This is a genomic window from Variovorax boronicumulans (genome assembly GCF_030812215.1).
Lineage (GTDB): Bacteria > Pseudomonadota > Gammaproteobacteria > Burkholderiales > Burkholderiaceae_C > Variovorax > Variovorax boronicumulans_C.
The window spans coordinates 483,105-505,885 of the sequence record NZ_JAUSSG010000002.1 but is presented as its reverse complement, the minus strand read 5'-3'; the positions used below and the strand labels follow the sequence as shown (position 1 = coordinate 505,885).

At 64.0% G+C, this 22,781-nt stretch carries 22 protein-coding genes and 1 tRNA gene; 22 read left to right on the top strand and 1 reads right to left on the bottom strand.

Annotated features, from left to right (window positions below):
* The first annotated feature begins 185 nt into the window (after positions 1 to 185).
* The 22 genes from pnp to J2W23_RS08550 all read left to right on the top strand — a co-directional run bounded on the left by pnp (position 186) and on the right by J2W23_RS08550 (position 20,979).
* Positions 186 to 2,495 carry a polyribonucleotide nucleotidyltransferase gene (gene pnp / locus J2W23_RS08655; RefSeq protein ID WP_176656429.1) on the top strand — a complete coding sequence of 770 codons (2,310 nt, stop codon included), beginning with the start codon at positions 186 to 188 and terminating at the stop codon, positions 2,493 to 2,495.
* A gap of 88 nt (positions 2,496 to 2,583) precedes the next feature.
* The gene (locus tag J2W23_RS08650) at positions 2,584 to 3,582 is read left to right on the top strand and encodes an NAD(P)H-quinone oxidoreductase (RefSeq protein ID WP_176656430.1); all 999 of its coding nucleotides are present in this window, start codon (positions 2,584 to 2,586) and stop codon (positions 3,580 to 3,582) included.
* Positions 3,576 to 4,361, top strand: a complete 786-nt coding sequence (tpiA, locus tag J2W23_RS08645; protein WP_176656431.1) for a triose-phosphate isomerase — start codon at positions 3,576 to 3,578, stop codon at positions 4,359 to 4,361. Before J2W23_RS08650 ends, tpiA begins: the two co-directional genes overlap by 7 nt.
* Positions 4,362 to 4,398: 37 nt before the next feature.
* A complete protein-coding gene (gene secG / locus J2W23_RS08640; RefSeq protein WP_013542413.1) occupies positions 4,399 to 4,809 on the top strand; it encodes a preprotein translocase subunit SecG in 411 nt (136 codons plus the stop codon).
* Positions 4,810 to 4,928: 119 nt separating this feature from the next.
* A tRNA-Leu gene (locus tag J2W23_RS08635) sits at positions 4,929 to 5,013 on the top strand.
* A gap of 67 nt (positions 5,014 to 5,080) precedes the next feature.
* Entirely contained in the window at positions 5,081 to 5,440 is a 360-nt protein-coding gene (locus J2W23_RS08630) for an NADH-quinone oxidoreductase subunit A (RefSeq protein WP_041943881.1), read from the top strand.
* A 15-nt stretch (positions 5,441 to 5,455) separates the two neighbouring features.
* On the top strand, positions 5,456 to 5,935 hold the full coding sequence (locus tag J2W23_RS08625; protein WP_007837763.1) for a NuoB/complex I 20 kDa subunit family protein: 480 nt from the start codon (positions 5,456 to 5,458) through the stop codon (positions 5,933 to 5,935).
* A gap of 13 nt (positions 5,936 to 5,948) precedes the next feature.
* Positions 5,949 to 6,560: an NADH-quinone oxidoreductase subunit C gene (locus J2W23_RS08620; protein ID WP_176656432.1), complete on the top strand. Its 612-nt coding sequence runs from the start codon at positions 5,949 to 5,951 to the stop codon at positions 6,558 to 6,560.
* 1 nt (position 6,561) lies between these two features.
* Positions 6,562 to 7,815 carry an NADH-quinone oxidoreductase subunit D gene (locus J2W23_RS08615; RefSeq protein WP_176656433.1) on the top strand — a complete coding sequence of 418 codons (1,254 nt, stop codon included), beginning with the start codon at positions 6,562 to 6,564 and terminating at the stop codon, positions 7,813 to 7,815.
* 10 nt (positions 7,816 to 7,825) lie between these two features.
* Positions 7,826 to 8,368 (top strand): NADH-quinone oxidoreductase subunit NuoE family protein, encoded by a 543-nt coding sequence (locus J2W23_RS08610; protein ID WP_307648403.1) that lies wholly within the window; start codon positions 7,826 to 7,828, stop codon positions 8,366 to 8,368.
* Positions 8,368 to 9,708 (top strand): NADH-quinone oxidoreductase subunit NuoF, encoded by a 1,341-nt coding sequence (gene nuoF, locus J2W23_RS08605; protein WP_176656434.1) that lies wholly within the window; start codon positions 8,368 to 8,370, stop codon positions 9,706 to 9,708. The genes J2W23_RS08610 and nuoF overlap by 1 nt, the downstream gene beginning before the upstream one ends.
* Before the next feature lie 17 nt (positions 9,709 to 9,725).
* Positions 9,726 to 11,906: an NADH-quinone oxidoreductase subunit NuoG gene (nuoG, locus tag J2W23_RS08600; protein ID WP_307648402.1), complete on the top strand. Its 2,181-nt coding sequence runs from the start codon at positions 9,726 to 9,728 to the stop codon at positions 11,904 to 11,906.
* Positions 11,903 to 12,979, top strand: coding sequence for an NADH-quinone oxidoreductase subunit NuoH (gene nuoH / locus J2W23_RS08595; RefSeq protein ID WP_176656436.1), 1,077 nt, complete (start codon positions 11,903 to 11,905; stop codon positions 12,977 to 12,979). The genes nuoG and nuoH overlap by 4 nt, the downstream gene beginning before the upstream one ends.
* A 17-nt stretch (positions 12,980 to 12,996) precedes the next feature.
* Entirely contained in the window at positions 12,997 to 13,518 is a 522-nt protein-coding gene (gene nuoI / locus J2W23_RS08590) for an NADH-quinone oxidoreductase subunit NuoI (protein WP_176656437.1), read from the top strand.
* A gap of 37 nt (positions 13,519 to 13,555) precedes the next feature.
* Complete coding sequence (locus J2W23_RS08585) at positions 13,556 to 14,212, top strand: NADH-quinone oxidoreductase subunit J (RefSeq protein ID WP_176656438.1); 657 nt, start codon at positions 13,556 to 13,558, stop codon at positions 14,210 to 14,212.
* Positions 14,209 to 14,517, top strand: a complete 309-nt coding sequence (nuoK, locus tag J2W23_RS08580) for an NADH-quinone oxidoreductase subunit NuoK (protein ID WP_176656439.1) — start codon at positions 14,209 to 14,211, stop codon at positions 14,515 to 14,517. The genes J2W23_RS08585 and nuoK overlap by 4 nt, the downstream gene beginning before the upstream one ends.
* A 7-nt stretch (positions 14,518 to 14,524) precedes the next feature.
* A complete protein-coding gene (nuoL, locus tag J2W23_RS08575) occupies positions 14,525 to 16,570 on the top strand; it encodes an NADH-quinone oxidoreductase subunit L (RefSeq protein WP_176656440.1) in 2,046 nt (681 codons plus the stop codon).
* A 25-nt stretch (positions 16,571 to 16,595) separates the two neighbouring features.
* On the top strand, positions 16,596 to 18,074 hold the full coding sequence (locus J2W23_RS08570; protein WP_176656441.1) for an NADH-quinone oxidoreductase subunit M: 1,479 nt from the start codon (positions 16,596 to 16,598) through the stop codon (positions 18,072 to 18,074).
* A gap of 26 nt (positions 18,075 to 18,100) precedes the next feature.
* Positions 18,101 to 19,588 (top strand): NADH-quinone oxidoreductase subunit NuoN, encoded by a 1,488-nt coding sequence (gene nuoN / locus J2W23_RS08565; RefSeq protein WP_176656442.1) that lies wholly within the window; start codon positions 18,101 to 18,103, stop codon positions 19,586 to 19,588.
* Between the two features lie 15 nt (positions 19,589 to 19,603).
* Positions 19,604 to 19,909: a DUF2818 family protein gene (locus J2W23_RS08560; RefSeq protein ID WP_176656443.1), complete on the top strand. Its 306-nt coding sequence runs from the start codon at positions 19,604 to 19,606 to the stop codon at positions 19,907 to 19,909.
* Positions 19,910 to 19,913: 4 nt separating this feature from the next.
* Positions 19,914 to 20,519, top strand: coding sequence for an NUDIX domain-containing protein (locus J2W23_RS08555; RefSeq protein ID WP_307648401.1), 606 nt, complete (start codon positions 19,914 to 19,916; stop codon positions 20,517 to 20,519).
* Between the two features lie 7 nt (positions 20,520 to 20,526).
* Positions 20,527 to 20,979, top strand: a complete 453-nt coding sequence (locus tag J2W23_RS08550; protein ID WP_307648400.1) for a DUF1178 family protein — start codon at positions 20,527 to 20,529, stop codon at positions 20,977 to 20,979.
* A 16-nt stretch (positions 20,980 to 20,995) separates the two neighbouring features.
* On the opposite strand, the gene J2W23_RS08545 is transcribed toward J2W23_RS08550, so the two are convergent.
* Entirely contained in the window at positions 20,996 to 22,780 is a 1,785-nt protein-coding gene (locus J2W23_RS08545) for an ABC transporter transmembrane domain-containing protein (RefSeq protein ID WP_307648399.1), read from the bottom strand.
* Position 22,781: the final 1 nt, after the last annotated feature.

Here is a 22,781-nt window from a genome sequence, read left to right as displayed (position 1 = left end):
GCCTGGGTTAGTCCGCTAGCTCAGGCGTTTTTTACTTCGCGATCCACTTTCGGAGTGCCAAAACAGAGCGAAGCTGTGTCATTCCAATGAAGTTCGCCCCGAGCTTCGCTGGAATGGCATCGTGTTCTGAGAAGCCTCCGCCCCTTGCGAACCCTGAGCGGTTCGCTACTAAAACAGGAGCAAACATGAGCCTCTTCAACAAAGTCACCAAGTCCTTCCAATGGGGCGACAAGACCGTTGTCATGGAAACGGGCGAAATCGCCCGCCAGGCCAGCGGCGCAGTGCTCGTCGACATCGACGGCACCGTGATCCTGGCGACCGTGGTCGCCTCCAAGACCGCCAAGCCGGGCCAGGACTTCTTCCCGCTGACCGTCGACTACATCGAGAAGACCTACGCCGCGGGCAAGATCCCCGGCAGCTTCTTCAAGCGCGAAGCCAAGCCCAGCGAACACGAAACGCTGACCAGCCGCCTGATCGACCGTCCGATCCGCCCGCTGTTCCCCGAAGGCTTCCTGAACGAAGTGCACGTGGTCATCCACACCGTGTCGCTCAACCCTGAAGTCGATGCCGACATCGCCGCCATGATCGGCGTGAGCGCCGCCCTGTCGATCTCCGGCATCCCGTTCAGCGGCCCGATCGGCGCCGCCCGCGTGGGCTACATCAACGGCCAGTACGTGCTGAATCCGGGCCAGACCGCCCGCAAGGATTCGCAGATGGACCTCGTGGTCGCCGGCACGCAAGCCGCCGTGCTGATGGTCGAATCCGAAGCCCTGCAACTCAGCGAAGAAATCATGTTGGGCGGCGTGGTGTTCGGCCACGAACAAGCCAACATCGCGATCAACGCGATCCATGACCTCGTGCGCGACGCCGGCAAGCCGGTGTGGGACTGGCAAGCGCCGGCCGAGGACGAAGCCTTCGTCGCCAAGGTCAAGGGCCTGGCCGAAGAAAAGCTGCGCGCCGTCTATCAAATTCGCAGCAAGCAAGCCCGCACGCAGGCCCTGCGCGAAGCCAATGCCAGCGTGATGAGCGCGCTGAAGGAAAGCGGCGAGCCCTTCGATGCCGGCAAGGTCAACGACCTGCTGTTCGCCATCGAATCGAAGATCGTGCGCAGCCAGATCCTGTCGGGCGAGCCCCGCATCGACGGCCGCGACACGCGCACCGTGCGCCCCATCGAGATCCGCAACTCCGTGCTGCCCCGCACCCACGGCTCGGCGCTGTTCACGCGCGGCGAGACGCAGGGCCTGGTCATCACCACGCTGGGCACCGAGCGCGACGCACAGCGCATCGATGCACTGGCCGGCGAGTACGAAGACCGCTTCCTGTTCCACTACAACATGCCTCCCTTCGCCACCGGTGAAGTGGGCCGCATGGGTTCGACCAAGCGCCGCGAAATCGGCCACGGCCGCCTGGCCAAGCGCGCGCTCGTCGCCGTGCTGCCGACCAAGGAAGAATTCCCCTACACCATCCGCGTGGTGTCGGAAATCACCGAGTCGAACGGCTCCTCGTCGATGGCTTCGGTCTGCGGCGGCTGCCTCTCGATGATGGACGCCGGCGTGCCCATGAAGGCGCACGTGGCCGGCATCGCCATGGGCCTCATCAAGGAAGACAACCGCTTCGCGGTGCTGACCGACATCCTGGGCGACGAAGATCACCTGGGCGACATGGACTTCAAGGTGGCCGGCACGACCAACGGCATCACCGCGCTGCAGATGGACATCAAGATCCAGGGCATCACCAAGGAAATCATGCAGGTCGCACTGGCACAGGCCAAGGAAGCGCGCATGCACATCCTGGGCAAGATGCAGGAAGCCATGGGCGAGGCCAAGGCCGAAGTCTCCAGCTTCGCACCGCGCCTGACCACGCTGAAGATCAACCCCGAGAAGATCCGCGACGTGATCGGCAAGGGCGGCTCGGTCATCCGCGGCCTGCAGGAAGAAACCGGCACGACGATCAACATCGACGAAGACGGCACCATCACCATCGCCTCGACCGATCCGGAAAAGGCGGAGCTCGCCAAGAAGCGCATCGAGCAGATCACGGCCGAAGTCGAAATCGGCAAGGTCTACGAAGGCCCGGTCACCAAGATCCTGGACTTCGGCGCGCTCATCAACCTCTTGCCCGGCAAGGACGGCCTGCTGCACATCAGCCAGATCGCGCACGAACGCGTCGAGAAGGTGACCGACTATCTGAGCGAAGGCCAGATCGTGAAGGTCAAGGTTCTGGAAACCGACGAAAAGGGCCGCGTCAAGCTGTCCATGAAGGCCTTGACCGAGCGTCCGGCCGGCATGGAATACAGCGAGCGTCCGCCGCGTGAAGACCGTGGCGATCGCGGCGACCGTGGCGGCGACCGCCGCGAGCGTTCGGACCGTGGTGACCGCGGCGGCGATCGTGGCGAGCGCGCGCCGCGCTTCAACGACCAGCAGCCGCGCAACGACCAGCAGCAGGCTCCGGCCGGCGAGCAACAGTCGCAAGCACCGCGCGAGCCTCAGGAGTAAGAAGGGCGCAATGGCAGGTTTTCCTGCCGTTGCTATCTTTTGAACAACTAGCTGCGCCCCAGCTGCGGGCGTTGGAGGCCGAAAGACCATGAAAGCCATTGAAATCACTTCGTACGGCGCCCCTGAGGTGCTGCGCGTGGCCGATCGCCCCGATCCGGTGGCGGGTGCGGGCGAACTGCTGATTCGTGTCGCGGCCAGCGGGGTCAACCGCCCCGACGTGCTGCAGCGCATGGGCCACTACCCGGTGCCTCCGGGTGCATCCGACCTGCCGGGCCTCGAAGTGGCCGGCGAGATCGTTTCGGGTGATGCTGCGGCGCTGGCCGAGGCAGGCTTCAAGGTCGGCGACCGCGTCTGCGCGCTGATTGCTGGTGGCGGCTACGCCGAGCTGTGTGTGGCGCCGGTGGCGCAATGCCTGCCGGTACCCAAAGGCTGGAGCGATGTCGATGCGGCCTCTCTGCCTGAAACCTTCTTTACCGTCTGGAGCAACGTCTTCGAGCGCGGCCGCCTGCAGAAGGGCGAGACGCTTCTGATCCAAGGTGGCTCGAGCGGCATCGGCGTCACGGCGATCCAGATTGCCAAGGCACTGGGCGCGACGGTGATCGTCACGGCCGGCAGCGACGACAAGTGCGAAGCCTGCAAGAAGCTGGGCGCCGACCATGCCATCAACTACCGCACGAGCGACTTCGTCGAAAAGGCGAAGGAACTCACGGGTGGCAAGGGCGTGGACGTGATCCTCGACATGGTGGCTGGCGACTACGTGGCGCGCGAAATCGAGTGCCTGGCCGAAGACGGCCGGCTCGTGATCATCGCGGTGCAGGGCGGCGTGAAGGCGCAGATCAATGCGGGCCTCGTGTTGCGCAGGCGGCTCACGGTCACCGGCTCGACGCTGCGGCCACGGCCGGTGGCGTTCAAGGGTGCCATTGCCAAGGCGCTGCGGGATAAGGTCTGGCCACTGCTGGAAAGCGGCGCGATCAAGCCCGTGATCCACAGCACTTTTGCGGCAGCAGGTGAACCCAGCGGCGCAGCCCAGGCTCACACGCTGATGGAATCGAACCAGCACATCGGCAAGATCGTGCTGACATGGTGACAACGAACAACGCGATGACAACCAAGAAGAAACTGATCGCCGGCAACTGGAAGATGAATGGCGGCCTGGCCGCCAACGAGGCGCTGGTGAAGGCTCTGCAGCAAGGACTGGCCGCAAGTCCGGCTGCTTGCGATGTCGTGCTGTGCGCGCCGGCACCGTATTTCGCCCAGCTGCAATCGTTGCTGGCGGGTACGCCGTCGCTGACGCTGGGCGCGCAAGACGTTTCGGCGCATCCGCAAGGTGCGTTCACCGGCGAGCAATCGGCGGCGATGTTGAAGGATTTCGGCGTGCGCTATGCCATCGTCGGGCACTCCGAGCGTCGGCAGTACCACGGCGAGACCGATGAGACGGTGGCTGCGAAGGCGGCTGCTGCATTGGCGAACGGCATCACGCCGATCGTCTGCGTTGGCGAGACCCTGGCTGAGCGCGAAGCAGGGCAGACCGAGGAGGTCGTCAAGCGCCAGTTGGCCGCGGTGATTCATGTGAACGGCCATTGCATCAGCGAAATCGTCGTTGCCTACGAGCCGGTCTGGGCTATCGGTACAGGCAAGACGGCGTCGCCGGAGCAGGCGCAAGCGGTGCATGCCGTGCTGCGTGCGCAGTTGCATCACGCCGCGAGCGAGCACGCTGCTGGGATCAGCATTCTTTACGGCGGCAGCATGAACGCGGCCAATGCCGCCGAACTGCTGGCGCAGGCCGATATCGACGGCGGCCTCATCGGCGGCGCGTCGCTCAAGGCCCCCGACTTTTTGCAGATCATCTCTGCCGCTGCGCGCTGAACGCGCAACGGCTGTTATCAATTAGGAGTAAGAACGAATGAACGTGGTCCTCAACCTTCTGGTCGGCGTGCAAATGCTGGCGGCCCTGGCGATGATCGGCCTGATCCTGGTCCAGCACGGCAAGGGTGCCGATATGGGCGCCGCCTTCGGCAGCGGCAGTGCCGGCAGCCTGTTCGGTGCCAGTGGCAGCGCGAACTTCCTCTCGCGCACCACGGCCGTGCTGGCTGCGGTGTTCTTCGCATGCACGTTGCTGCTTGCGTACTTCAGCCATGCGCGTCCTGCGGGCGGCGGCAGCCTCCTTGAGCGCGCAGCCGTGGGCACGCCCGCTGCACCGGCCAAGCCGGCATCTGGCGCAGCAGGCGAGATCCCTGGTGCAGGCGCTCCGAGCGCACCCGCATCGGCACCTGCCGCACCCGTTTCGGGCGCCGGTCAGATTCCGAACAAGTAATCCAGTCGTTTTCATGCAGTCGTCAGCGAGAAACGGCTGTATTTCAGGGTAAACTCTAAAGCTGTTCAGAAAGCCAAATGCCTTAACCGGTACCTCATGCCATCTGAACAGCAAAAACCGCGGTCGTGGTGAAATTGGTAGACACGCTATCTTGAGGGGGTAGTGGCGAAAGCTGTGCGAGTTCGAGTCTCGCCGACCGCACCAAATCTCATCGGCAGAAAACCTCATCCAGAGGTTCTTCTTGCCGGTGGCAAGCGGTGAAAAATTCTCGATGAACCTCGATTCCTACCTTCCCGTCCTTTTGTTCATTTTGGTCGGAGTCGGCGTAGGCGTCGCCCCCCAAGTCATCGGATACATCCTCGGCCCCAATCGGCCTGACGCTGCGAAGAACGCTCCCTACGAGTGCGGCTTCGAAGCCTTCGAGGATGCGCGCATGAAGTTCGATGTGCGCTATTACCTCGTTGCCATTCTCTTCATCCTGTTCGATCTCGAAATTGCCTTTCTTTTCCCGTGGGCCATTGCGCTCAAGGAGATCGGTGCTGTCGGCTTCTGGGCCATGATGATCTTTCTCGCCATCCTCGTCGTGGGTTTCATCTACGAGTGGAAAAAAGGCGCGCTCGACTGGGAATGACAAGGAAAGCACACGATGGCCATTGAAGGCGTTCTCAAAGAAGGTTTCGTCACCACCACCTATGACTCGGTGGTGAATTGGGCGAAGACCGGATCTCTCTGGCCGATGACGTTCGGCCTCGCATGCTGTGCGGTCGAAATGATGCATGCGGGCGCCGCCCGCTACGACATCGACCGTTTTGGCATGCTGTTCCGTCCCAGCCCGCGCCAGTCCGATCTGATGATCGTGGCCGGCACGCTGTGCAACAAGATGGCGCCGGCGCTGCGCAAGGTCTACGACCAGATGCCCGAGCCGCGCTGGGTGCTCTCCATGGGCTCGTGCGCCAATGGCGGTGGCTACTACCACTACAGCTATTCGGTCGTGCGTGGCTGCGATCGCATCGTGCCGGTCGATGTCTACGTTCCGGGTTGCCCGCCCACCGCCGAAGCGCTGCTCTACGGCGTGATCCAGTTGCAGCAGAAGATTCGCCGCACCAACACCATTGCCCGCGCCTGAGGGATTGCCGACGATGACTGACTTTGCAATTTCGCCGGAGGTGCTGCGCGCCACCATCGCCGAGACGCTCGGCGCCAAGGCCAAGAGCGTCACGCTCGCACTGGGCGAGGTGACTGTCGTGGTGGGTGCAGCCGACTACATCGAGGCTGCCACGCTGTTGCGCGATGCGCCCGGCTGCCGCTTCGAGCAGCTGATCGACCTCTGCGGCATGGACTATTCCGACTATCGCGAAGGCGAGTGGCAAGGCGAGCGCTACGGCGTCGTCTCGCACCTGCTGTCTGTGAGTCTCAACCAGCGCGTGCGCCTGAAGGTGTTTGCGCCGAACGAAGACCTGCCCGTGGTCGATTCGCTGCAGCCCGTCTGGAATGCCGCGACCTGGTTCGAGCGCGAAGCGTTCGACCTCTACGGCATCGTGTTCGATGGCCACGACGACCTGCGTCGTATTCTGACCGACTACGGCTTCATCGGCCACCCGTTTCGCAAGGACTTCCCGGTGTCGGGTCACGTCGAGATGCGTTACGACGAAGAACAGAAGCGCGTCGTGTACCAGCCGGTCTCGATCGAGCCGCGGGAAATCACGCCACGCGTGATCCGCGAAGACAACTACGGCGGCGGTTTGCACTGATATGGCCGAAATCAAGAACTACACCCTCAACTTCGGCCCGCAGCATCCGGCCGCCCACGGCGTGTTGCGCCTGGTGCTCGAGCTGGACGGCGAAGTGATCCAGCGTGCCGACCCGCACATCGGCCTGCTGCACCGCGCGACCGAAAAGCTCGCCGAATCGCGCACCTTCATCCAGTCGCTGCCGTACATGGACCGCCTCGACTACGTGTCGATGATGTCCAATGAGCACGCTTATTGCCTCGCCATCGAGCGGATGATGGGCCTCGATGTGCCGATCCGCGCGCAGTACATCCGCGTGATGTTCGCCGAGATCACGCGTCTGCTGAACCACCTGTTGTGGCTCGGTGCGCACGGTCTCGACTGCGGCGCGATGAACATGCTCATCTACTGTTTCCGCGAGCGTGAAGACCTGTTCGACATGTACGAGGCCGTCTCCGGCGCGCGCATGCACGCGGCGTACTTCCGTCCGGGTGGCGTCTACCGCGACCTGCCGGACGCGATGCCGCAGTACAAGGTCAGCAAGATCAAGAACGCGAAGGCCATCGAGCGCCTGAACGAAAACCGCCAGGGTTCGCTGCTCGACTTCGTCGATGACTTCTGCAAGCGCTTCCCGAAGATGGTCGACGAGTACGAGACGCTGCTCACCGACAATCGCATCTGGAAGCAGCGCACCGTGGGCATCGGCGTCGTGACGCCGGAGCGCGCGCTGAACCTGGGCTTTACCGGCCCTATGCTGCGCGGCTCGGGCATCGAATGGGACCTGCGCAAGAAGCAGCCCTACGACGTCTACGACCGGATGCAGTTCGACGTGCCCGTGGGCAAGACCGGCGACTGCTACGACCGTTACCTCGTGCGTGTCGAAGAAATGCGCCAGGCCAACAAGATCATCCAGCAGTGCTCGGCATGGCTGCGCGCCAACCCCGGCCCGGTGATCACCGACAACCACAAGGTCGCTGCGCCCGCGCGCGAATCGATGAAGGCGAACATGGAGGAGTTGATCCACCATTTCAAGCTCTTCACCGAAGGCTTCCACGTGCCCGAAGGCGAGGCCTATGCCGCTGTCGAGCATCCGAAGGGCGAGTTCGGCATCTATCTCGTGAGCGACGGCGCCAACAAGCCCTACCGCCTGAAGATCCGCGCCCCTGGCTTCCCGCACCTCGCCGCCCTCGACGAAATGTCGCGCGGTCACATGATCGCCGACGCTGTCGCGGTGATCGGCACGATGGACATCGTGTTCGGCGAAATCGACAGGTGAGAAAGAGCGAATGACGACTTCCTCGACCCATCACCACGACACGGCGCCCTCGGCGCCGTTGAAGGCTGAAATCCTCGAGCGTTTCGCGCGCGAGGTCGCCAAATACCCCGAAGCCGGCAAGCAATCCGCCGTGATGGCGTGCCTGGCCATCGTCCAGCAGGACGAAGGCTACGTCAGCATGCAGCGCGAGCGCGAGATTGCCGACTACCTCGGCATGGCGCCCATTGCCGTGCACGAAGTGACGACCTTCTACAACATGTACAACCAGCATCCGGTGGGCAAGTTCAAGCTCAACGTGTGCACCAACCTGCCGTGCCAGCTGCGCGACGGCGTCACCGCGCTCGTCCACCTCGAGAAGAAGCTCGGCATCAAGATGGGCGAGACGACCGGCGACGGCCTGTTCACGTTGCAGCAAAGCGAGTGCCTGGGCGCCTGTGCCGACTCACCCGTGATGCTGGTCAACGACCGCACCATGTGCAGCTTCATGAGCAACGAGAAGCTCGACCAGCTCATCGAAGGCCTGCGTGCTTCGACCAAAGGGGAGGCTGCCTGATGTCGCCCGAACAAGTACTCCAGCAGTTCCAGGCCACAGGCGTCCAGACCTGTTTCCATGACCGCCACATCGAACCGCAGATCTACGCGGGCCTGAACGGCACCAACTGGCGCCTGGCCGACTACGAAGCGCGTGGCGGCTACAAGGCGCTGCGCAAGATCCTCACCGAGGGCCTCACGCCCGACCAGGTGATCGCCGAAGTCAAGGCCTCGGGCCTGCGCGGCCGTGGCGGTGCCGGTTTTCCGACGGGCCTGAAGTGGAGCTTCATGCCCCGCCAGTTTCCGGGCCAGAAGTACCTCGTCTGCAACTCCGACGAAGGCGAGCCGGGCACGTGCAAGGACCGCGACATCCTGCAGTTCAACCCGCACATCGTGATCGAAGGCATGGCCATCGCCGCGTATGCGATGGGCATCAGCGTGGGCTACAACTACATCCACGGCGAGATCTTCCAGAGCTACGATCGCTTCGAGGAAGCCCTCGAAGAAGCGCGCGCCGCCGGCTACCTCGGCGACAAGATCATGGGCAGCACGTACAACTTCCAGTTGCACGCCGCCCACGGCTTCGGCGCCTACATCTGCGGCGAAGAAACCGCGTTGCTCGAATCGCTCGAGGGCAAGAAGGGCCAGCCGCGCTTCAAGCCACCGTTCCCGGCGAGCTTCGGCCTGTACGGCAAGCCGACCACGATCAACAACACCGAGACCTTCGCGGCGGTGCCCTGGATCATCAACAACGGTGGTCCGGCGTATCTCGAATGTGGCAAGCCGAACAACGGCGGCACCAAGATCTATTCGGTGAGCGGCGACGTCGAGCTGCCGGGCAACTACGAAGTGCCGATGGGTACGCCGTTCTCCAAGCTGCTCGAACTGTGCGGCGGTGTCCGCAAGGGCCGCACGCTCAAGGCCGTGATCCCCGGTGGATCGTCGTCGCCGGTGCTGCCGGCCGACATCATGATGGCTTGCACCATGGACTACGACTCCATCGCCAAGGCCGGCTCCATGCTGGGCTCGGGCGCGGTGATCGTCATGGACGACAGCCGCTCGATGGTCGAGTCGCTCAAGCGCCTGTCGTACTTCTACATGCACGAGTCCTGCGGCCAGTGCACACCGTGCCGCGAAGGCACGGGCTGGCTCTACCGCGTGGTGGACCGCATCCACAACGGGCAGGGCAAGGCGACCGACATGGACCTGCTCAACTCCGTGGCAGACAACATCCAGGGCCGCACCATCTGCGCCCTCGGCGATGCAGCGGCAATGCCGGTGCGCGCCATGATCAAGCACTTCCGTCACGAGTTCGAGGCCTTGATTCCGGGCTACGTCCCGAAAGCGCCCGTTCAGGCCTGAGCCCGAGAAATACATATATGGTTGAAATCGAACTCGACGGCAAGAAGGTCGACGTGACCGAAGGCAGCATGATCATGCATGCGGCCGACAAGGCAGGCACGTACATCCCGCACTTCTGCTATCACAAGAAACTCAGCATCGCGGCCAACTGCCGCATGTGCCTGGTCGACGTGGAAAAGGCGCCCAAGCCGATGCCGGCCTGCGCCACACCCGTCACGCAGGGCATGATCGTTCGCACCAAGAGCGAGAAGGCCATCAAGGCGCAGCAGTCGGTCATGGAGTTCCTCCTGATCAACCACCCGCTGGATTGCCCGATCTGCGACCAGGGCGGCGAATGCCAGCTGCAGGATCTGGCCGTCGGCTACGGCGGTTCTTCTTCGCGCTACGAAGAAGAAAAGCGCGTCGTCTTCCATAAGGACGTCGGCCCGCTGATCAGCATGGAAGAGATGAGCCGCTGCATCCACTGCACGCGCTGCGTCCGCTTCGGCCAGGAAGTGGCCGGCGTGATGGAGCTGGGCATGACGCAACGCGGCGAACACTCCGAAATCGAGACTTTCCTCGGCGACTCGGTCGACTCGGAACTCTCGGGCAACATGATCGACATCTGCCCGGTCGGCGCGCTCACGAGCAAGCCTTTCCGTTACAGCGCCCGCACCTGGGAACTGTCGCGCCGCAAGTCGGTGAGCCCGCACGATTCCACCGGCTCGAACCTGATCGTCCAGGTCAAGAACCACCGCGTGATGCGCGTGGTGCCGCTGGAGAACGAAGACGTCAACGAATGCTGGATCGCCGACCGCGACCGCTTCTCGTATGAAGCGCTCAACGGCCCGGAACGCCTGACGCAGCCCATGCTCAAGCAAGGCGGCCAATGGCAGCAGGTCGACTGGCAGACCGCGCTCGAATACGTGGCCAATGGCCTGAAGCAGATCAAGACCGACCATGGTGCGCAAAGCATCGGCACGCTGGTCAGCCCGCACAGCACGCTCGAAGAGCTGCAGCTCGCCGCCATGCTCACGCGTGAACTGGGCAGCGACAACATCGACTATCGCCTGCGCAACGCCGAATTCACGGCGTTCGAAGGCGTGCGCTGGCTCGGCACCTCGATCGCCTCGCTCACGCAAGTGCAACGCGCGCTGGTTGTCGGCTCGAACCTGCGGAAGGACCACCCGCTGTTCGCGCAGCGCATCCGCCAGGCCGTGCGCAAGGGCGCCGCGCTGTCGGTGATCACCTCGGCCGGCTTGATGGCCGACCGCGAAGCCTGGGCCATCAGCGTGGCGCAGTCGACCATCGTCGACGCAGACCAATGGGTCGAAGCGCTGGCCGCGGTTGCCGCCGCCATCGGCAAGACCAACGGTGTTGCTGCACCGCTGGCGCCGAAGAACGAACCCGATGCCGCCGCGCAAGCCATCGCAGCATCGCTGCTGGGCGGCGAACGCAAGGTCATCCTGCTCGGCAATGCCGCCGCCCACCACGCACAAGCCAGCAGCCTGCTGGCCCTCGCGAACTGGATCGGCGCACAGACCGGCGCGACCGTCGGCTACCTGACCGAAGCTGCCAACACCGTGGGCGCGCAGCTCGTCGGCGCCTTCCCGAAGAACGGCGGCCTCGATGCCGGCCGCATGCTCGCCGCGGGCTCCGGCCTGAAGGCCGTGCTGCTGCTGAACACCGAACCGGTGTTCGACTCGGCCGCCGGTGCTGCCGCCGCCGATGTCATCGGCAATGCGCAGATGGTCGTCACGCTGAGCCCGTTCAAGGCCAACCTCGAATTCAGCGACGTGCTGCTGCCCATCGCCCCGTTTACCGAAACCCCCGGCACGTTCGTCAATGCCGAAGGTCGCTTGCAGGGTTTCCATGCCGTCGTGAAGCCGCAAGGCGAAGCGCGTCCGGCGTGGAAGGTGCTGCGTGTGCTGGCCAACCTGCTCGGCCTGCCCGGCTTCGCGTTCGAATCGACCGCTGAAGTGCTCAAGACGGTAGGCGAGGGCGGCACCGTGCCGGCCAATGCGCTGAACAACGCAACGGCCGCAACGGCCATCAACGCTGTCGCATCCAGCGGCACCGCACAGGCACCTGTGGTCGCGAGCATCTACCAGCTCGATTCCATCGTGCGCCGCGCCCCGTCGTTGCAATTGACCGCCGATGCGCGCAACGCTTCGACCGCGCCGGTCGCATCGGGTCAGGCCGAGGAGGCATTGGCATGATCGACGCGATTCATGGCTTCGGCCAGGGACTGGTTGCCGCAGGCTGGTGGACGGCCGTGGCATGGCCCGTGATCTGGACGCTGATCAAGATCATCGTGGTCGTGATCCCGCTGATGGGCGCCGTGGCGTACCTCACGCTGTGGGAACGCAAGGCCATCGGCTTCACGCAGATCCGCATCGGCCCCAACCGCATCGGACCGCTGGGCCTGCTCCAGCCGATCGCCGACGCGCTCAAGCTGATGACCAAGGAAATCATTCTTCCGACGGTTGCCAACAAGGGGCTGTTCCTGCTCGGCCCGATCATGACCATCATGCCGGCGCTCGCCGCATGGGCCGTGATTCCCTTCGGCCCCGATGTGGCGCTCGCCAACATCAACGCCGGCCTGCTGTTCGTGATGGCCATCACCTCGCTCGAGGTGTACGGCGTGATCATTGCCGGCTGGGCGTCGAACTCGAAGTACGCGTTCCTCGGCGCGCTGCGCGCTTCGGCGCAGATGGTGAGCTACGAAATTGCGATGGGCTTCTGCTTCGTCGTGGTGCTGATGGTCACCGGCAGCCTGAACATGAGCGACATCGTCACGGTGCAGGGCAAGGGCATGTTCCATGACTTGGGGCTTGGCTTCCTGTCCTGGAACTGGCTGCCGCTGCTGCCGATCTTCGTCGTCTACTTCATCTCGGGCCTGGCCGAGACCAACCGCCATCCGTTCGACGTGGTGGAAGGCGAATCGGAAATTGTTGCGGGCCACATGATCGAGTACTCGGGCATGAGCTTCGCGATGTTCTTCCTGGCCGAGTACGCCAACATGTGGCTGGTCTCGATCCTGACCGTCATCCTGTTCCTTGGTGGCTGGCTGCCTCCGTTCGAGTTCCTCGCCTTCATTCCGGGCTGGATCTGGCTGGGCCTCAAGACCTTCTGCGTGGTCACCATGTTCCTGTGGGTTCGCTCGACGTTCCCGCGCTTCCGTTATGACCAGATCATGCGTCTGGGCTGGAAGATCTTCATTCCGGTCACCCTGGTGTGGCTGGTCGTGGTCGGTGGCTGGATGCAGACGCCGTTCAACATCTGGAAATAACTGGAAGCGCCAACATCATGTCTGCTGCGCACACCGCAACACCGTCCGCGCCGTTCTCGCTGAAGGACTTCCTCGGCAGCTTCATGCTGTTCGAATTGTTCAAGGGCCTGGCGATCACGGGCAAGTACGCCTTCGCCCGCAAGATCACGGTGCAGTTCCCCGAAGAGAAGACGCCGCTGTCGCCGCGTTTCCGCGGCCTGCACGCACTGCGCCGCTATGACAACGGCGAAGAGCGCTGCATTGCCTGCAAGCTTTGCGAAGCCGTCTGCCCGGCGCTGGCGATCACCATCGAATCCGATGTGCGTGACGACGGCTCGCGCCGCACCACGCGCTACGACATCGACCTGACCAAGTGCATCTTCTGCGGCTTCTGCGAAGAGAGCTGCCCGGTCGACTCGATCGTGGAGACCCACATCTTCGAATACCACGGCGAAAAGCGCGGCGACCTGTACTTCACCAAGGACATGCTGCTGGCCGTGGGCGACCGCTACGAAAAAGAAATTGCAGCGAACAAGGCGGCCGACGCCAAGTACCGCTGATCCGTCCAGCCCGAAACCCGTACCCACTCGAATTCCAATGGACGTCAAGACCGGTCTGTTCTATCTGTTTGCCGCGGTGCTGCTCTTTGCGGCTTTCCGCGTCATCACCGCCCGCAATCCCGTGTACGCCGCGCTGTACCTGGTGCTGGCTTTCTTCCAGGCTTCGGCCATCTGGCTGCTGCTGCGCGCCGAGTTCCTCGCGATCTCGCTCGTGCTGGTGTATGTCGGTGCCGTGATGGTGCTGTTCCTCTTCGTCGTGATGATGCTGGACATCAACGTCGACAGCTTGCGGCAGGGCTTCTGGAAGCACTTCCCGCTCGCGGCCGGCGTGGGCGCGCTGATCGCGCTCGAAATGGCGGCCGTGCTGATGGGGGGCTTTCGCCTCGGCGAAGCACCGCGCGCCATGGCGGTCACCTCGCCCAACACCTCGAACACGATGGAACTGGGCAAGCTGCTCTATTCCGAGTACCTCTATCCGCTGGAAATCGCCGCGGTCATCCTGCTCGTGGCCATCGTGGCCGCCATTGCACTGACGCTGCGCACCCGCAAGGACAGCAAGTACACCAACCCGTCGGACCAGGTGCGTGTGAAGGCGCGCGACCGCGTGCGCATCGTGCAGATGCCTGTGACGCGTGCGGCCGAACCCGTGGCGGAAGCGGCACCGGCTGACGCGGCAAAGGAAAACAAGGCATGACGATCACGCTCGGACACTTCCTCTCGCTCGGCGCGATGCTCTTTGCGCTGTCGGTGATCGGCATCTTCCTGAACCGCAAGAACCTGATCGTGCTGCTGATGGCCATCGAGCTGATGCTCCTGGCGGTCAACATGAACTTCGTGGCTTTCTCGCACTACCTGGGCGACATGCACGGACAGATCTTCGTGTTCTTCATCCTGACGGTGGCGGCGGCCGAGTCGGCCATCGGCCTGGCCCTGCTGGTCTTGCTGTTCCGCAACAAGTCGAACATCAACGTCGACGAGCTCAACTCGCTCAAGGGTTGAAATCAACATGAGCGCAACCCTTTCCGCATCCACATTGCTGGCCGTGCCTCTGGCACCCCTGGCCGGCGCCGCCCTCGCGGGTCTCTTCGGCACCAAGTTCGGCGGCAATCACATCGGCCGCAAGGTCACGCATTCGCTGACCATCCTCGGCGTGCTCGTCGCCTTCATCATCTCGGCCATGACGCTCAAGAGCGTGGTGGTCGACGGCGCCCGCTTCAACGCCACGCTCTACGAATGGATGATCGTCGGCGGCCTGAAGATGGAAGTGGGCTTCCTGGTCGACGGCCTCACGGCCATGATGATGTGCGTGGTGACCTTCGTGTCGTTGATGGTGCACATCTACACCATCGGCTACATGGAAGAAGACGACGGCTACAACCGCTTCTTCTCATACATCTCGCTGTTCACCTTCTCGATGCTGATGCTCGTCATGAGCAACAACATGCTCCAGCTGTTCTTCGGCTGGGAAGCGGTGGGCCTGGTGTCATACCTGCTGATCGGCTTCTGGTTCAACAAGCCGACGGCCATCTTCGCGAACATGAAGGCCTTCCTGGTCAATCGCGTGGGCGACTTTGGTTTCATCCTCGGCATCGGCCTCATCGCGGCCTACGCCGGCACGCTGAACTACGGCGAAGCCTTCGCCAAGGCCAACACGCTGGCCGGCATCACCTTCCCCGGCACCGAGTGGATGCTGATCACCGTGATCTGCATCTGCCTGTTCATTGGCGCGATGGGCAAGAGCGCGCAGTTCCCGCTGCACGTGTGGCTGCCCGACTCGATGGAAGGCCCGACGCCCATCTCCGCGCTGATCCACGCGGCAACGATGGTGACGGCCGGCATCTTCATGGTGGCGCGCATGTCGCCGCTGTTCGAGCTGAGCGACACGGCCCTGAGCTTCATCCTCGTGATCGGCGCCATCACAGCGCTCTTCATGGGTTTCCTCGGCATCATCCAGAACGACATCAAGCGCGTGGTCGCGTACTCGACGCTCTCGCAGCTGGGTTACATGACCGTGGCGCTCGGTGCCTCGGCCTACTCGGTCGCGGTGTTCCACCTGATGACGCACGCGTTCTTCAAGGCGCTGCTGTTCCTCGGCGCGGGCTCGGTGATCATCGGCATGCACCACAACCAGGACATCCGCTGGATGGGCGGCGTGCGCAAGTACATGCCGATCACCTGGATCACGTCGCTCCTGGGTTCGCTCGCGCTGATCGGCACGCCGTTCTTCGCCGGCTTCTACTCGAAGGACAGCATCATCGAGGCGGTGCACGAGAGCCACCTGTGGGGCGCGAACTTCGCGTACTACGCGGTGCTGGCCGGCGTGTTCGTCACGGCGTTCTATTCGTTCCGCATGTACTTCCTGGTCTTCCACGGCAAGGAACGCTACGACCAGAATCCCGATGCGCACCACGACGACCATGCGCACGATGCCCATGGCCACGACGATCACGGCCACGGCCATGACGCTCACAAGCCGCACGAGTCGCCCTGGGTGGTCTGGCTGCCGCTGGTGCTGCTGGCGATTCCCTCGGTGGTGATCGGTTTCATGACCATCGATCCGATGCTGTTCGGCAGCTTCTTCAAGGACGCGATCTTCGTGGACGGTGCCAAGCACCACGCGATGGGCGAACTGAAGGAAGCCTTCCACGGCCCGGTCGCCATGGCGATCCACGGCCTGCAGACCGCGCCGTTCTGGCTGGCGCTGGCCGGCGTGGTGCTGTCGTTCTACATGTACATGATCAACCCGGCGCTGCCGGCCGCGATCAAACGCGCGTGCAGCCCGATCTACAACCTGCTCGAGAACAAGTACTACCTCGACTGGATCAACGAGAACATCATCGCCCGCGGTGCGCGCCTGCTCGGCACGGGCCTGTGGAAGGGCGGCGACCAGGCCCTGATCGACGGTGCCGTGGTCAATGGTTCGTGGAAAGTGATCGGCCGTGTCTCCAGCGTGGTGCGCTGGGTGCAGTCGGGCTACATCTATCACTATGCCTTCGCGATGCTGCTCGGCATCTTCATCCTGATGACGTACTTCGTCTGGTTCAAACGCTGAGCCCGAACGCTGGAGAAAAAGAAAAATGGGTTTGTTGAGCCTTGCCATCTGGGTGCCGATCGCATTCGGCGCCGTGCTGCTGGCGTTTGGCCGCGAAGAGCATGCCAAGGGCGTGCGCTGGGTCGCGCTCGTCGGTGCCATCGTGAGCTTCCTGGTCACGGTGCCGCTGTTCACGCGCTTCCAGAACGGAACCGCCGCCATGCAGTTCGTCGAGAAGACGAGCTGGATCTCCCGCTTCAACGTCAACTACCACATCGGTCTTGACGGCCTGTCGCTGTGGATGGTGCTGCTGACCTCGTTCATCACGGTCGTGGTCGTCATCTCGGCCTGGGAAGTGATCACCGAGCGCGTGAACCAGTACATGGGCGCCTTCCTGATCCTGTCGGGCTTCATGATCGGCGTGTTCTCCGCGCTCGACGGCATCCTGTTCTACGTGTTCTTCGAAGCCACGCTGATCCCGATGTACCTGATCATCGGCATCTGGGGCGGCCCGAACAAGATCTACGCGGCGTTCAAGTTCTTCCTCTACACCTTGCTCGGCTCGCTGCTGATGCTGGTGGCGCTGATCTTCCTGTACAACAAGTCGGGCGGCAGCTTCGACATCCTGGCCTGGCACAAGCTGCCGCTGGGTTCGACCGCGCAGACCTTCCTGTTCTTTGCCTTCTTCGCGGCCTTCGCCGTCAAGGTACCGATGTGGCCAGTCCACACGTGGCTGCCCGACGTGCACGTCGAGGCACCCACCGGTGGCTCCGCCGTGCTGGCCGCGATCATGCTGAAGCTCGGTGCCTACGGCTTCCTGCGCTTCTCGATGCCCATCGCTCCCGACGCGTCGCACGAATGGGCCTGGCTCATGATCGCGCTGTCGCTGATTGCGGTGATCTACGTGGGTCTGGTTGCCCTGGTGCAGCAGGACATGAAGAAGCTGGTGGCTTACTCGTCGGTCGCCCACATGGGCTTCGTGACGCTGGGCTTCTTCATCTTCAACGAGCTCGGCGTGTCCGGCGGCATCGTGCAGATGATTGCCCACGGCTTCGTCTCGGGCGCCATGTTCCTGGGCATCGGCGTGCTGTACGACCGCGTGCACTCGCGCCAGATCGCCGACTACGGCGGCGTGGTCAACACCATGCCCAAGTTCGCCGCGTTCGCGTTGCTGTTCGCCATGGCCAACTGCGGCCTGCCGGGCACCGCCGGTTTCGTGGGCGAGTGGATGGTGATCCTGGGCGCCGTGAAGGCCAACTTCTGGATCGGCCTGGGGGCAGCCACCGCGCTGATCTTCGGCGCCGCATACACCCTCTGGATGTACAAGCGCGTGTACCTCGGCCCGGTCGGCAACGACCACGTCAAGGAACTCACCGACATCAACGCCCGCGAGTTCCTGATGCTGTCGCTGCTGGCGATCGCCGTGTTGTGGATGGGCCTGTATCCGAAGCCCTTCACCGATGCGATGGACGCCTCGGTGACCGAGCTCCTGCGCCACGTGGCAGTTTCGAAACTGCCCTCCTGATGCCACGCTGAAGACAAGAGAACGAGATGATTGACAAACTCAGCTGGGTCACGATCTACCCCGAAATCGTGTTGCTGGTCATGGCCTGCATCATTGCGCTGGTCGACCTGTCGGACACGAGCCCGCGCCGCACCCGCACCTATGTGCTGACGCTGCTCACGCTGCTGGTCGTGGCCGTGCTCACAGGCATGGCCGCCCTCGACGGCAAGACCTCGTACGGCTTCGGCGGCATGGTCGTGAGCGACTCGATGGGCAACTGGCTCAAGTGCTTCTCCACCATCGCCTTGATGGTCACGCTGATCTACGGCCGTCCGTATGCGGCCGACCGCGAGATGCTGCGTGGCGGCGAACTGTTCACCATCAGCATGTTTGCGCTGCTGGGCATGTTCGTGATGATCTCGGGCAGCAACTTCCTGTTGATCTACCTGGGCCTGGAACTGCTCACGCTCTCGAGCTACGCGCTCGTGGCGCTGCGCCGCGACAACGCGGTGGCCAGCGAAGCGGCGATGAAGTACTTCGTGCTCGGCGCGATGGCCAGCGGTTTCCTGCTGTATGGCCTCTCGATGATGTACGGCGCGACCGGCTCGCTCGACCTGAATGAAGTGTTCAAGGCCATCTCGACCGGCAAGGTCAACCATCAGGTGCTGGTGTTCGGTCTCGTGTTCATCGTGGCCGGCCTGGCGTTCAAGGTGGGGGCAGCGCCTTTCCACATGTGGGTGCCTGACGTCTACCAGGGCGCGCCCACGGCTGTCACGCTGCTGATTGGTGCCGCGCCCGAGCTGGCTGCCTTCGGCATCATCATCCGCCTGCTGGTGGACGGCCTGCAACCGCTCGCGATCGACTGGCAGCAGATGCTCGCCGTGCTGGCCATCGCCTCGCTGCTGATCGGTAACCTAGCCGCCATCGCGCAGAGCAACCTCAAGCGGATGCTGGCCTACTCGACCATCTCGCAGATGGGCTTCATGCTGCTGGGCCTGGTCGCCGGTTCGGACCTGTCGGGCACGCAGAACGCACAGGCGGCCTACAGCGCCTCGATGTTCTACATCGTGACCTACGTGCTGACCACGCTCGCGAGCTTCGGCATCATCCTGCTGTTGGCGCGTGAAGGCTTCGAGAGCGAAGAGATCACCGATCTCGCAGGCCTCAACCAGCGCAGCCCGCTGTACGCCGGCGTGATGGCCATCGCGATGTTCTCGCTGGCAGGCTTGCCGCCGCTGGTCGGCTTCTACGCGAAGCTGGCCGTGCTGCAGGCGCTGATCGCCTCGGGCCAGGCCATCTACATCGGCCTCGCGGTGTTCGCCGTGATGATGTCGCTGGTCGGCGCCTTCTACTACCTGCGCGTGGTCAAGGTCATGTACTTCGACGCACCGGTCACGGCCACCACGGTGTCGGCATCGTTCGACGTGCGCACCGTGCTCACGATCAATGGCGCGCTGATCCTGATTCTCGGCGTCGTGCCCGGGGGCCTGATGACGTTGTGCTACGAGGCCATCGCGGCCACGCTGGCCCACTGACGCGGCCGGCCCACGGTGTCGCAAACCGCGTCGGTCTGGGTCGTCCTGCTGGTGGCACTTGTGGCCGCCAACCTGCCGTTCTTCAACGAGCGCCTGTTCGGCGCCGTGCCGCTGCCTGCGGGACGCAAGTCGCTCGCGATCCGCGTTGCCGAACTCGTGGTGCTGTACTTCATTGCCGGCGGCATCGGCCTCTTGTTCGAACGCAGGGCGGGGCAGATCTCGCCGCAGGGTTGGGAGTTCTATGCGGTGACCGGCGCGCTCTTCATCGTGCTGGCCTTTCCAGGGTTCACCTGGCGCTACCTGATGAAACACAGGCACTGACCACATGACGTCTCCCATCGCCGATTCGCACCTGAAGGAAGAGCTCGTCAGCAGCGAAGAGCTCTTCAAGGGCAAGTTCCTGCAGGCCAAGCGCGACACCATCCGCCTGCCCGACGGCCACAACGCCACGCGCGAGTACGTGGTGCATCCCGGCGCGGTGGTGGTGATTCCGCTGCTTGACGATGGCCGCGTGGTGCTGGAGCGGCAGTTCCGTTATCCGGTGGGCCATGTGATGGTCGAGTTTCCGGCTGGCAAGCTCGATCCGGGCGAAGACCCGCTGGTCTGCGGACAGCGCGAGCTGCTCGAGGAAACCGGCTACACCGCGCGCGAATGGGCGCATGCGGGTGCGATGCACCTGGCGGTGGCGTACTCGACCGAGATCATCCATATCTACTTTGCGCGTGGCCTTTCGCTTGGCGAGCGGCAGCTCGACCATGGTGAATTCCTCGATGTGTTCACCGCCACGCCGCAGGAGTTGGCCGGCTGGTGCGGCGACGGCACGGTGACCGACGCCAAGACGCTGACCTGCACCCTCTGGTTGCAGAACGTCCTTTCCGGCGCATGGGCACTCGACTGGAAAGCGGCGGCGTCGCAAGGCGGCGCGGGATAATCCGCGCATGAAGGTCCTCGATCTCCGCTGCGCGCATGGCCACGGCTTCGAAGGCTGGTTCGCGTCCAATGAGGCCTTCGAGACGCAACTTGCCGGGGGGCTGGTCGAATGCCCGGTTTGCGGCGACACCGCCATCGTCAAGTTGCTGAGCGCGCCGCGCCTCAATCTCGGCAATGCCAAGGCGCCGGCGGCAGAAGCGGCGCCTGCCGCACCTTCGCAGGTGCCGGCTCAACTCTCTCCCGAAGCCCGCTGGATGCGCGCCGTGCGCGAGGTCATCGCCAAGACCGAAGACGTCGGCGACCGCTTTGCCGAGGAAGCCCGCAAGATGCACTACGGCGAAACGGAGGAGCGCGGCATCCGTGGACAGGCGACGCCCGAGCAGACCGAAGCGCTGCTCGACGAGGGCATCGCGGTGATGCCGCTGCCGATGCCCGCAGCGCTCAAAGAGACGCTGCAGTAACCAACCGCCCCGCGGCTCAGGCCGTGAACTGAAGCGCGGCGAGGCGGGCGTAGACCCCGCCTTGCGCCACGAGCGCCGCGTGCGTCCCCTGTTCGACGATGCCGCCGTGGTCCAGCACGATGATGCGGTCGGCCTTCTGCACGGTCGCCAGGCGGTGGGCGATGACCAGCGTCGTGCGGCCTTCCATCGCCGATTCGAGCGCAGCCTGCACCATGCGCTCGCTCTCCGCATCGAGCGCACTGGTGGCCTCATCCAGCAGCAGCAAGGGCGGGTTCTTGAGGATCGCGCGTGCAATGGCGATGCGCTGGCGCTGGCCGCCGGAGAGGCGCACGCCGCGTTCGCCGAGGAAGGTGTCGTAGCCCTCGGGCAACGTTGTCAGGAAGTCGTGCGCGAACGCGGCGCGGGCGGCTGCATGCACCTCGTCGGCCGTGGCATCGGGCCGGCCATAGCGGATGTTCTCGAACGCGCTGGCCGAGAAGATCACCGCGTCCTGCGGCACAAGACCGATGCGGGTGCGCAGGTCGGGCAGCGCGAGCGATGCGAGCGGTGCGCCGTCGAGCAGCAGCTGCCCCGACTGCGGGTCGTAGTAGCGCAGCAGCAACTGGAACACCGTGCTCTTGCCCGCGCCGCTGGAGCCGACCAGCGCCACCGTTTCGCCAGGAGCGATGTCGAGGCTGAAGTCGCGCAGTGCCGGCGTGCCGGGCCGTGAGGGGTAGTGGAAGGTCACCGCATCGAGCTTGATCGCACTGCCCGCGGCTGGAACTGGTGTGACCGTCGGATTGGGCGGCGAAGTGATCACGGCTGGCGCATGCAACAGTTCCATCAGGCGCTCGGTGGCGCCGGCTGCGCGCAGCAGGTCGCCGTACACCTCGCCGAGCACGGCCGTCGCGCTCGCGAGGATGGCCACGTAGACCACGGTCTGTCCGAGATGGCCCGCCGTGATGTCGCCGCGCAGCACGGCTTGCGTGCCTTGGTAGAGGCCCCAGAGCAGCGCCGCCGAGGTCGCGATGATGATGAAGGCCACCAGCACCGAACGCGCCTTGGTGCGGCGCACGGCGGTGCGGAAGGCGTTTTCGGTCGAGGCGTCGAAGCGGGCCGCCTCGCGCGACTCGGCCGTGTAGCTCTGCACCACCGGAATCGCATTCAACACTTCGGCGGCGATGGCGCTCGAATCGGCCACGCGGTCCTGGCTGGCGCGCGAGAGCTTGCGCACCCGCCGGCCGAACCACATGCTCGGCAGCACCACCAGCACGAGGATCCCCAGCACCTGCACCATCACATAGGGGTTGGTCCAGACCAGCACGGCCAGCGCGCCCACGCCCATCACCGCATTGCGCAGGCCCATGCTGAGGGACGAGCCGACGACCGTTTGCACCAGCGTCGTATCGGCCGTCAGGCGCGAGAGCACTTCGCCTGTCTGCGTGGTCTCGAAGAAGGCTGGGCTCTGGTGCAGCACGTGGCCGTAGACCGCATTGCGAAGGTCCGCGGTGACGCGCTCGCCGAGCCAGCTCACCGTATAGAAGCGTGCAGCTGAAAACAGGCCCAGTGCCACGGCCACGGCGAAGAGGGCGCCGAAGTGCTCGCGCAGCGCCATGGTCTGGGCGCCTTTGTCGGGGTTGATCAGCCCGCCGTCGATGAGGCTGCGCAGCGCCAGCGGAAAAGCCAGCGTCGTGATGGCCGCCATCACCAGGAAAACGCCCGCCAGCACGATCTGCACGCGGTAGGGGCGAAGAAAGGGGCTCAGGCCCGACAGCGACCGGGGCGAGCCCTTGGCCATGGAAGACGGTGGGGAGGAAGCCATG

What these genes read in the sequence shown, in the direction of transcription:
- J2W23_RS08545 (WP_307648399.1), bottom strand. Translation starts at nt 22,780, where the DNA reads ATGGCTTCCTCCCCACCGTCTTCCATGGCCAAGGGCTCGCCCCGGTCG.
- tpiA (WP_176656431.1), top strand. Translation starts at nt 3,576, where the DNA reads ATGGTGACAACGAACAACGCGATGACAACCAAGAAGAAACTGATCGCC.
- nuoN (WP_176656442.1), top strand. Translation starts at nt 18,101, where the DNA reads ATGATTGACAAACTCAGCTGGGTCACGATCTACCCCGAAATCGTGTTG.
- nuoK (WP_176656439.1), top strand. Translation starts at nt 14,209, where the DNA reads ATGACGATCACGCTCGGACACTTCCTCTCGCTCGGCGCGATGCTCTTT.
- nuoH (WP_176656436.1), top strand. Translation starts at nt 11,903, where the DNA reads ATGATCGACGCGATTCATGGCTTCGGCCAGGGACTGGTTGCCGCAGGC.
- J2W23_RS08555 (WP_307648401.1), top strand. Translation starts at nt 19,914, where the DNA reads ATGACGTCTCCCATCGCCGATTCGCACCTGAAGGAAGAGCTCGTCAGC.
- J2W23_RS08615 (WP_176656433.1), top strand. Translation starts at nt 6,562, where the DNA reads ATGGCCGAAATCAAGAACTACACCCTCAACTTCGGCCCGCAGCATCCG.
- J2W23_RS08620 (WP_176656432.1), top strand. Translation starts at nt 5,949, where the DNA reads ATGACTGACTTTGCAATTTCGCCGGAGGTGCTGCGCGCCACCATCGCC.
- nuoG (WP_307648402.1), top strand. Translation starts at nt 9,726, where the DNA reads ATGGTTGAAATCGAACTCGACGGCAAGAAGGTCGACGTGACCGAAGGC.
- nuoI (WP_176656437.1), top strand. Translation starts at nt 12,997, where the DNA reads ATGTCTGCTGCGCACACCGCAACACCGTCCGCGCCGTTCTCGCTGAAG.
- J2W23_RS08570 (WP_176656441.1), top strand. Translation starts at nt 16,596, where the DNA reads ATGGGTTTGTTGAGCCTTGCCATCTGGGTGCCGATCGCATTCGGCGCC.
- J2W23_RS08625 (WP_007837763.1), top strand. Translation starts at nt 5,456, where the DNA reads ATGGCCATTGAAGGCGTTCTCAAAGAAGGTTTCGTCACCACCACCTAT.
- J2W23_RS08650 (WP_176656430.1), top strand. Translation starts at nt 2,584, where the DNA reads ATGAAAGCCATTGAAATCACTTCGTACGGCGCCCCTGAGGTGCTGCGC.
- J2W23_RS08610 (WP_307648403.1), top strand. Translation starts at nt 7,826, where the DNA reads ATGACGACTTCCTCGACCCATCACCACGACACGGCGCCCTCGGCGCCG.
- J2W23_RS08550 (WP_307648400.1), top strand. Translation starts at nt 20,527, where the DNA reads ATGAAGGTCCTCGATCTCCGCTGCGCGCATGGCCACGGCTTCGAAGGC.
- J2W23_RS08630 (WP_041943881.1), top strand. Translation starts at nt 5,081, where the DNA reads ATGAACCTCGATTCCTACCTTCCCGTCCTTTTGTTCATTTTGGTCGGA.
- secG (WP_013542413.1), top strand. Translation starts at nt 4,399, where the DNA reads ATGAACGTGGTCCTCAACCTTCTGGTCGGCGTGCAAATGCTGGCGGCC.
- pnp (WP_176656429.1), top strand. Translation starts at nt 186, where the DNA reads ATGAGCCTCTTCAACAAAGTCACCAAGTCCTTCCAATGGGGCGACAAG.
- J2W23_RS08585 (WP_176656438.1), top strand. Translation starts at nt 13,556, where the DNA reads ATGGACGTCAAGACCGGTCTGTTCTATCTGTTTGCCGCGGTGCTGCTC.
- nuoF (WP_176656434.1), top strand. Translation starts at nt 8,368, where the DNA reads ATGTCGCCCGAACAAGTACTCCAGCAGTTCCAGGCCACAGGCGTCCAG.
- nuoL (WP_176656440.1), top strand. Translation starts at nt 14,525, where the DNA reads ATGAGCGCAACCCTTTCCGCATCCACATTGCTGGCCGTGCCTCTGGCA.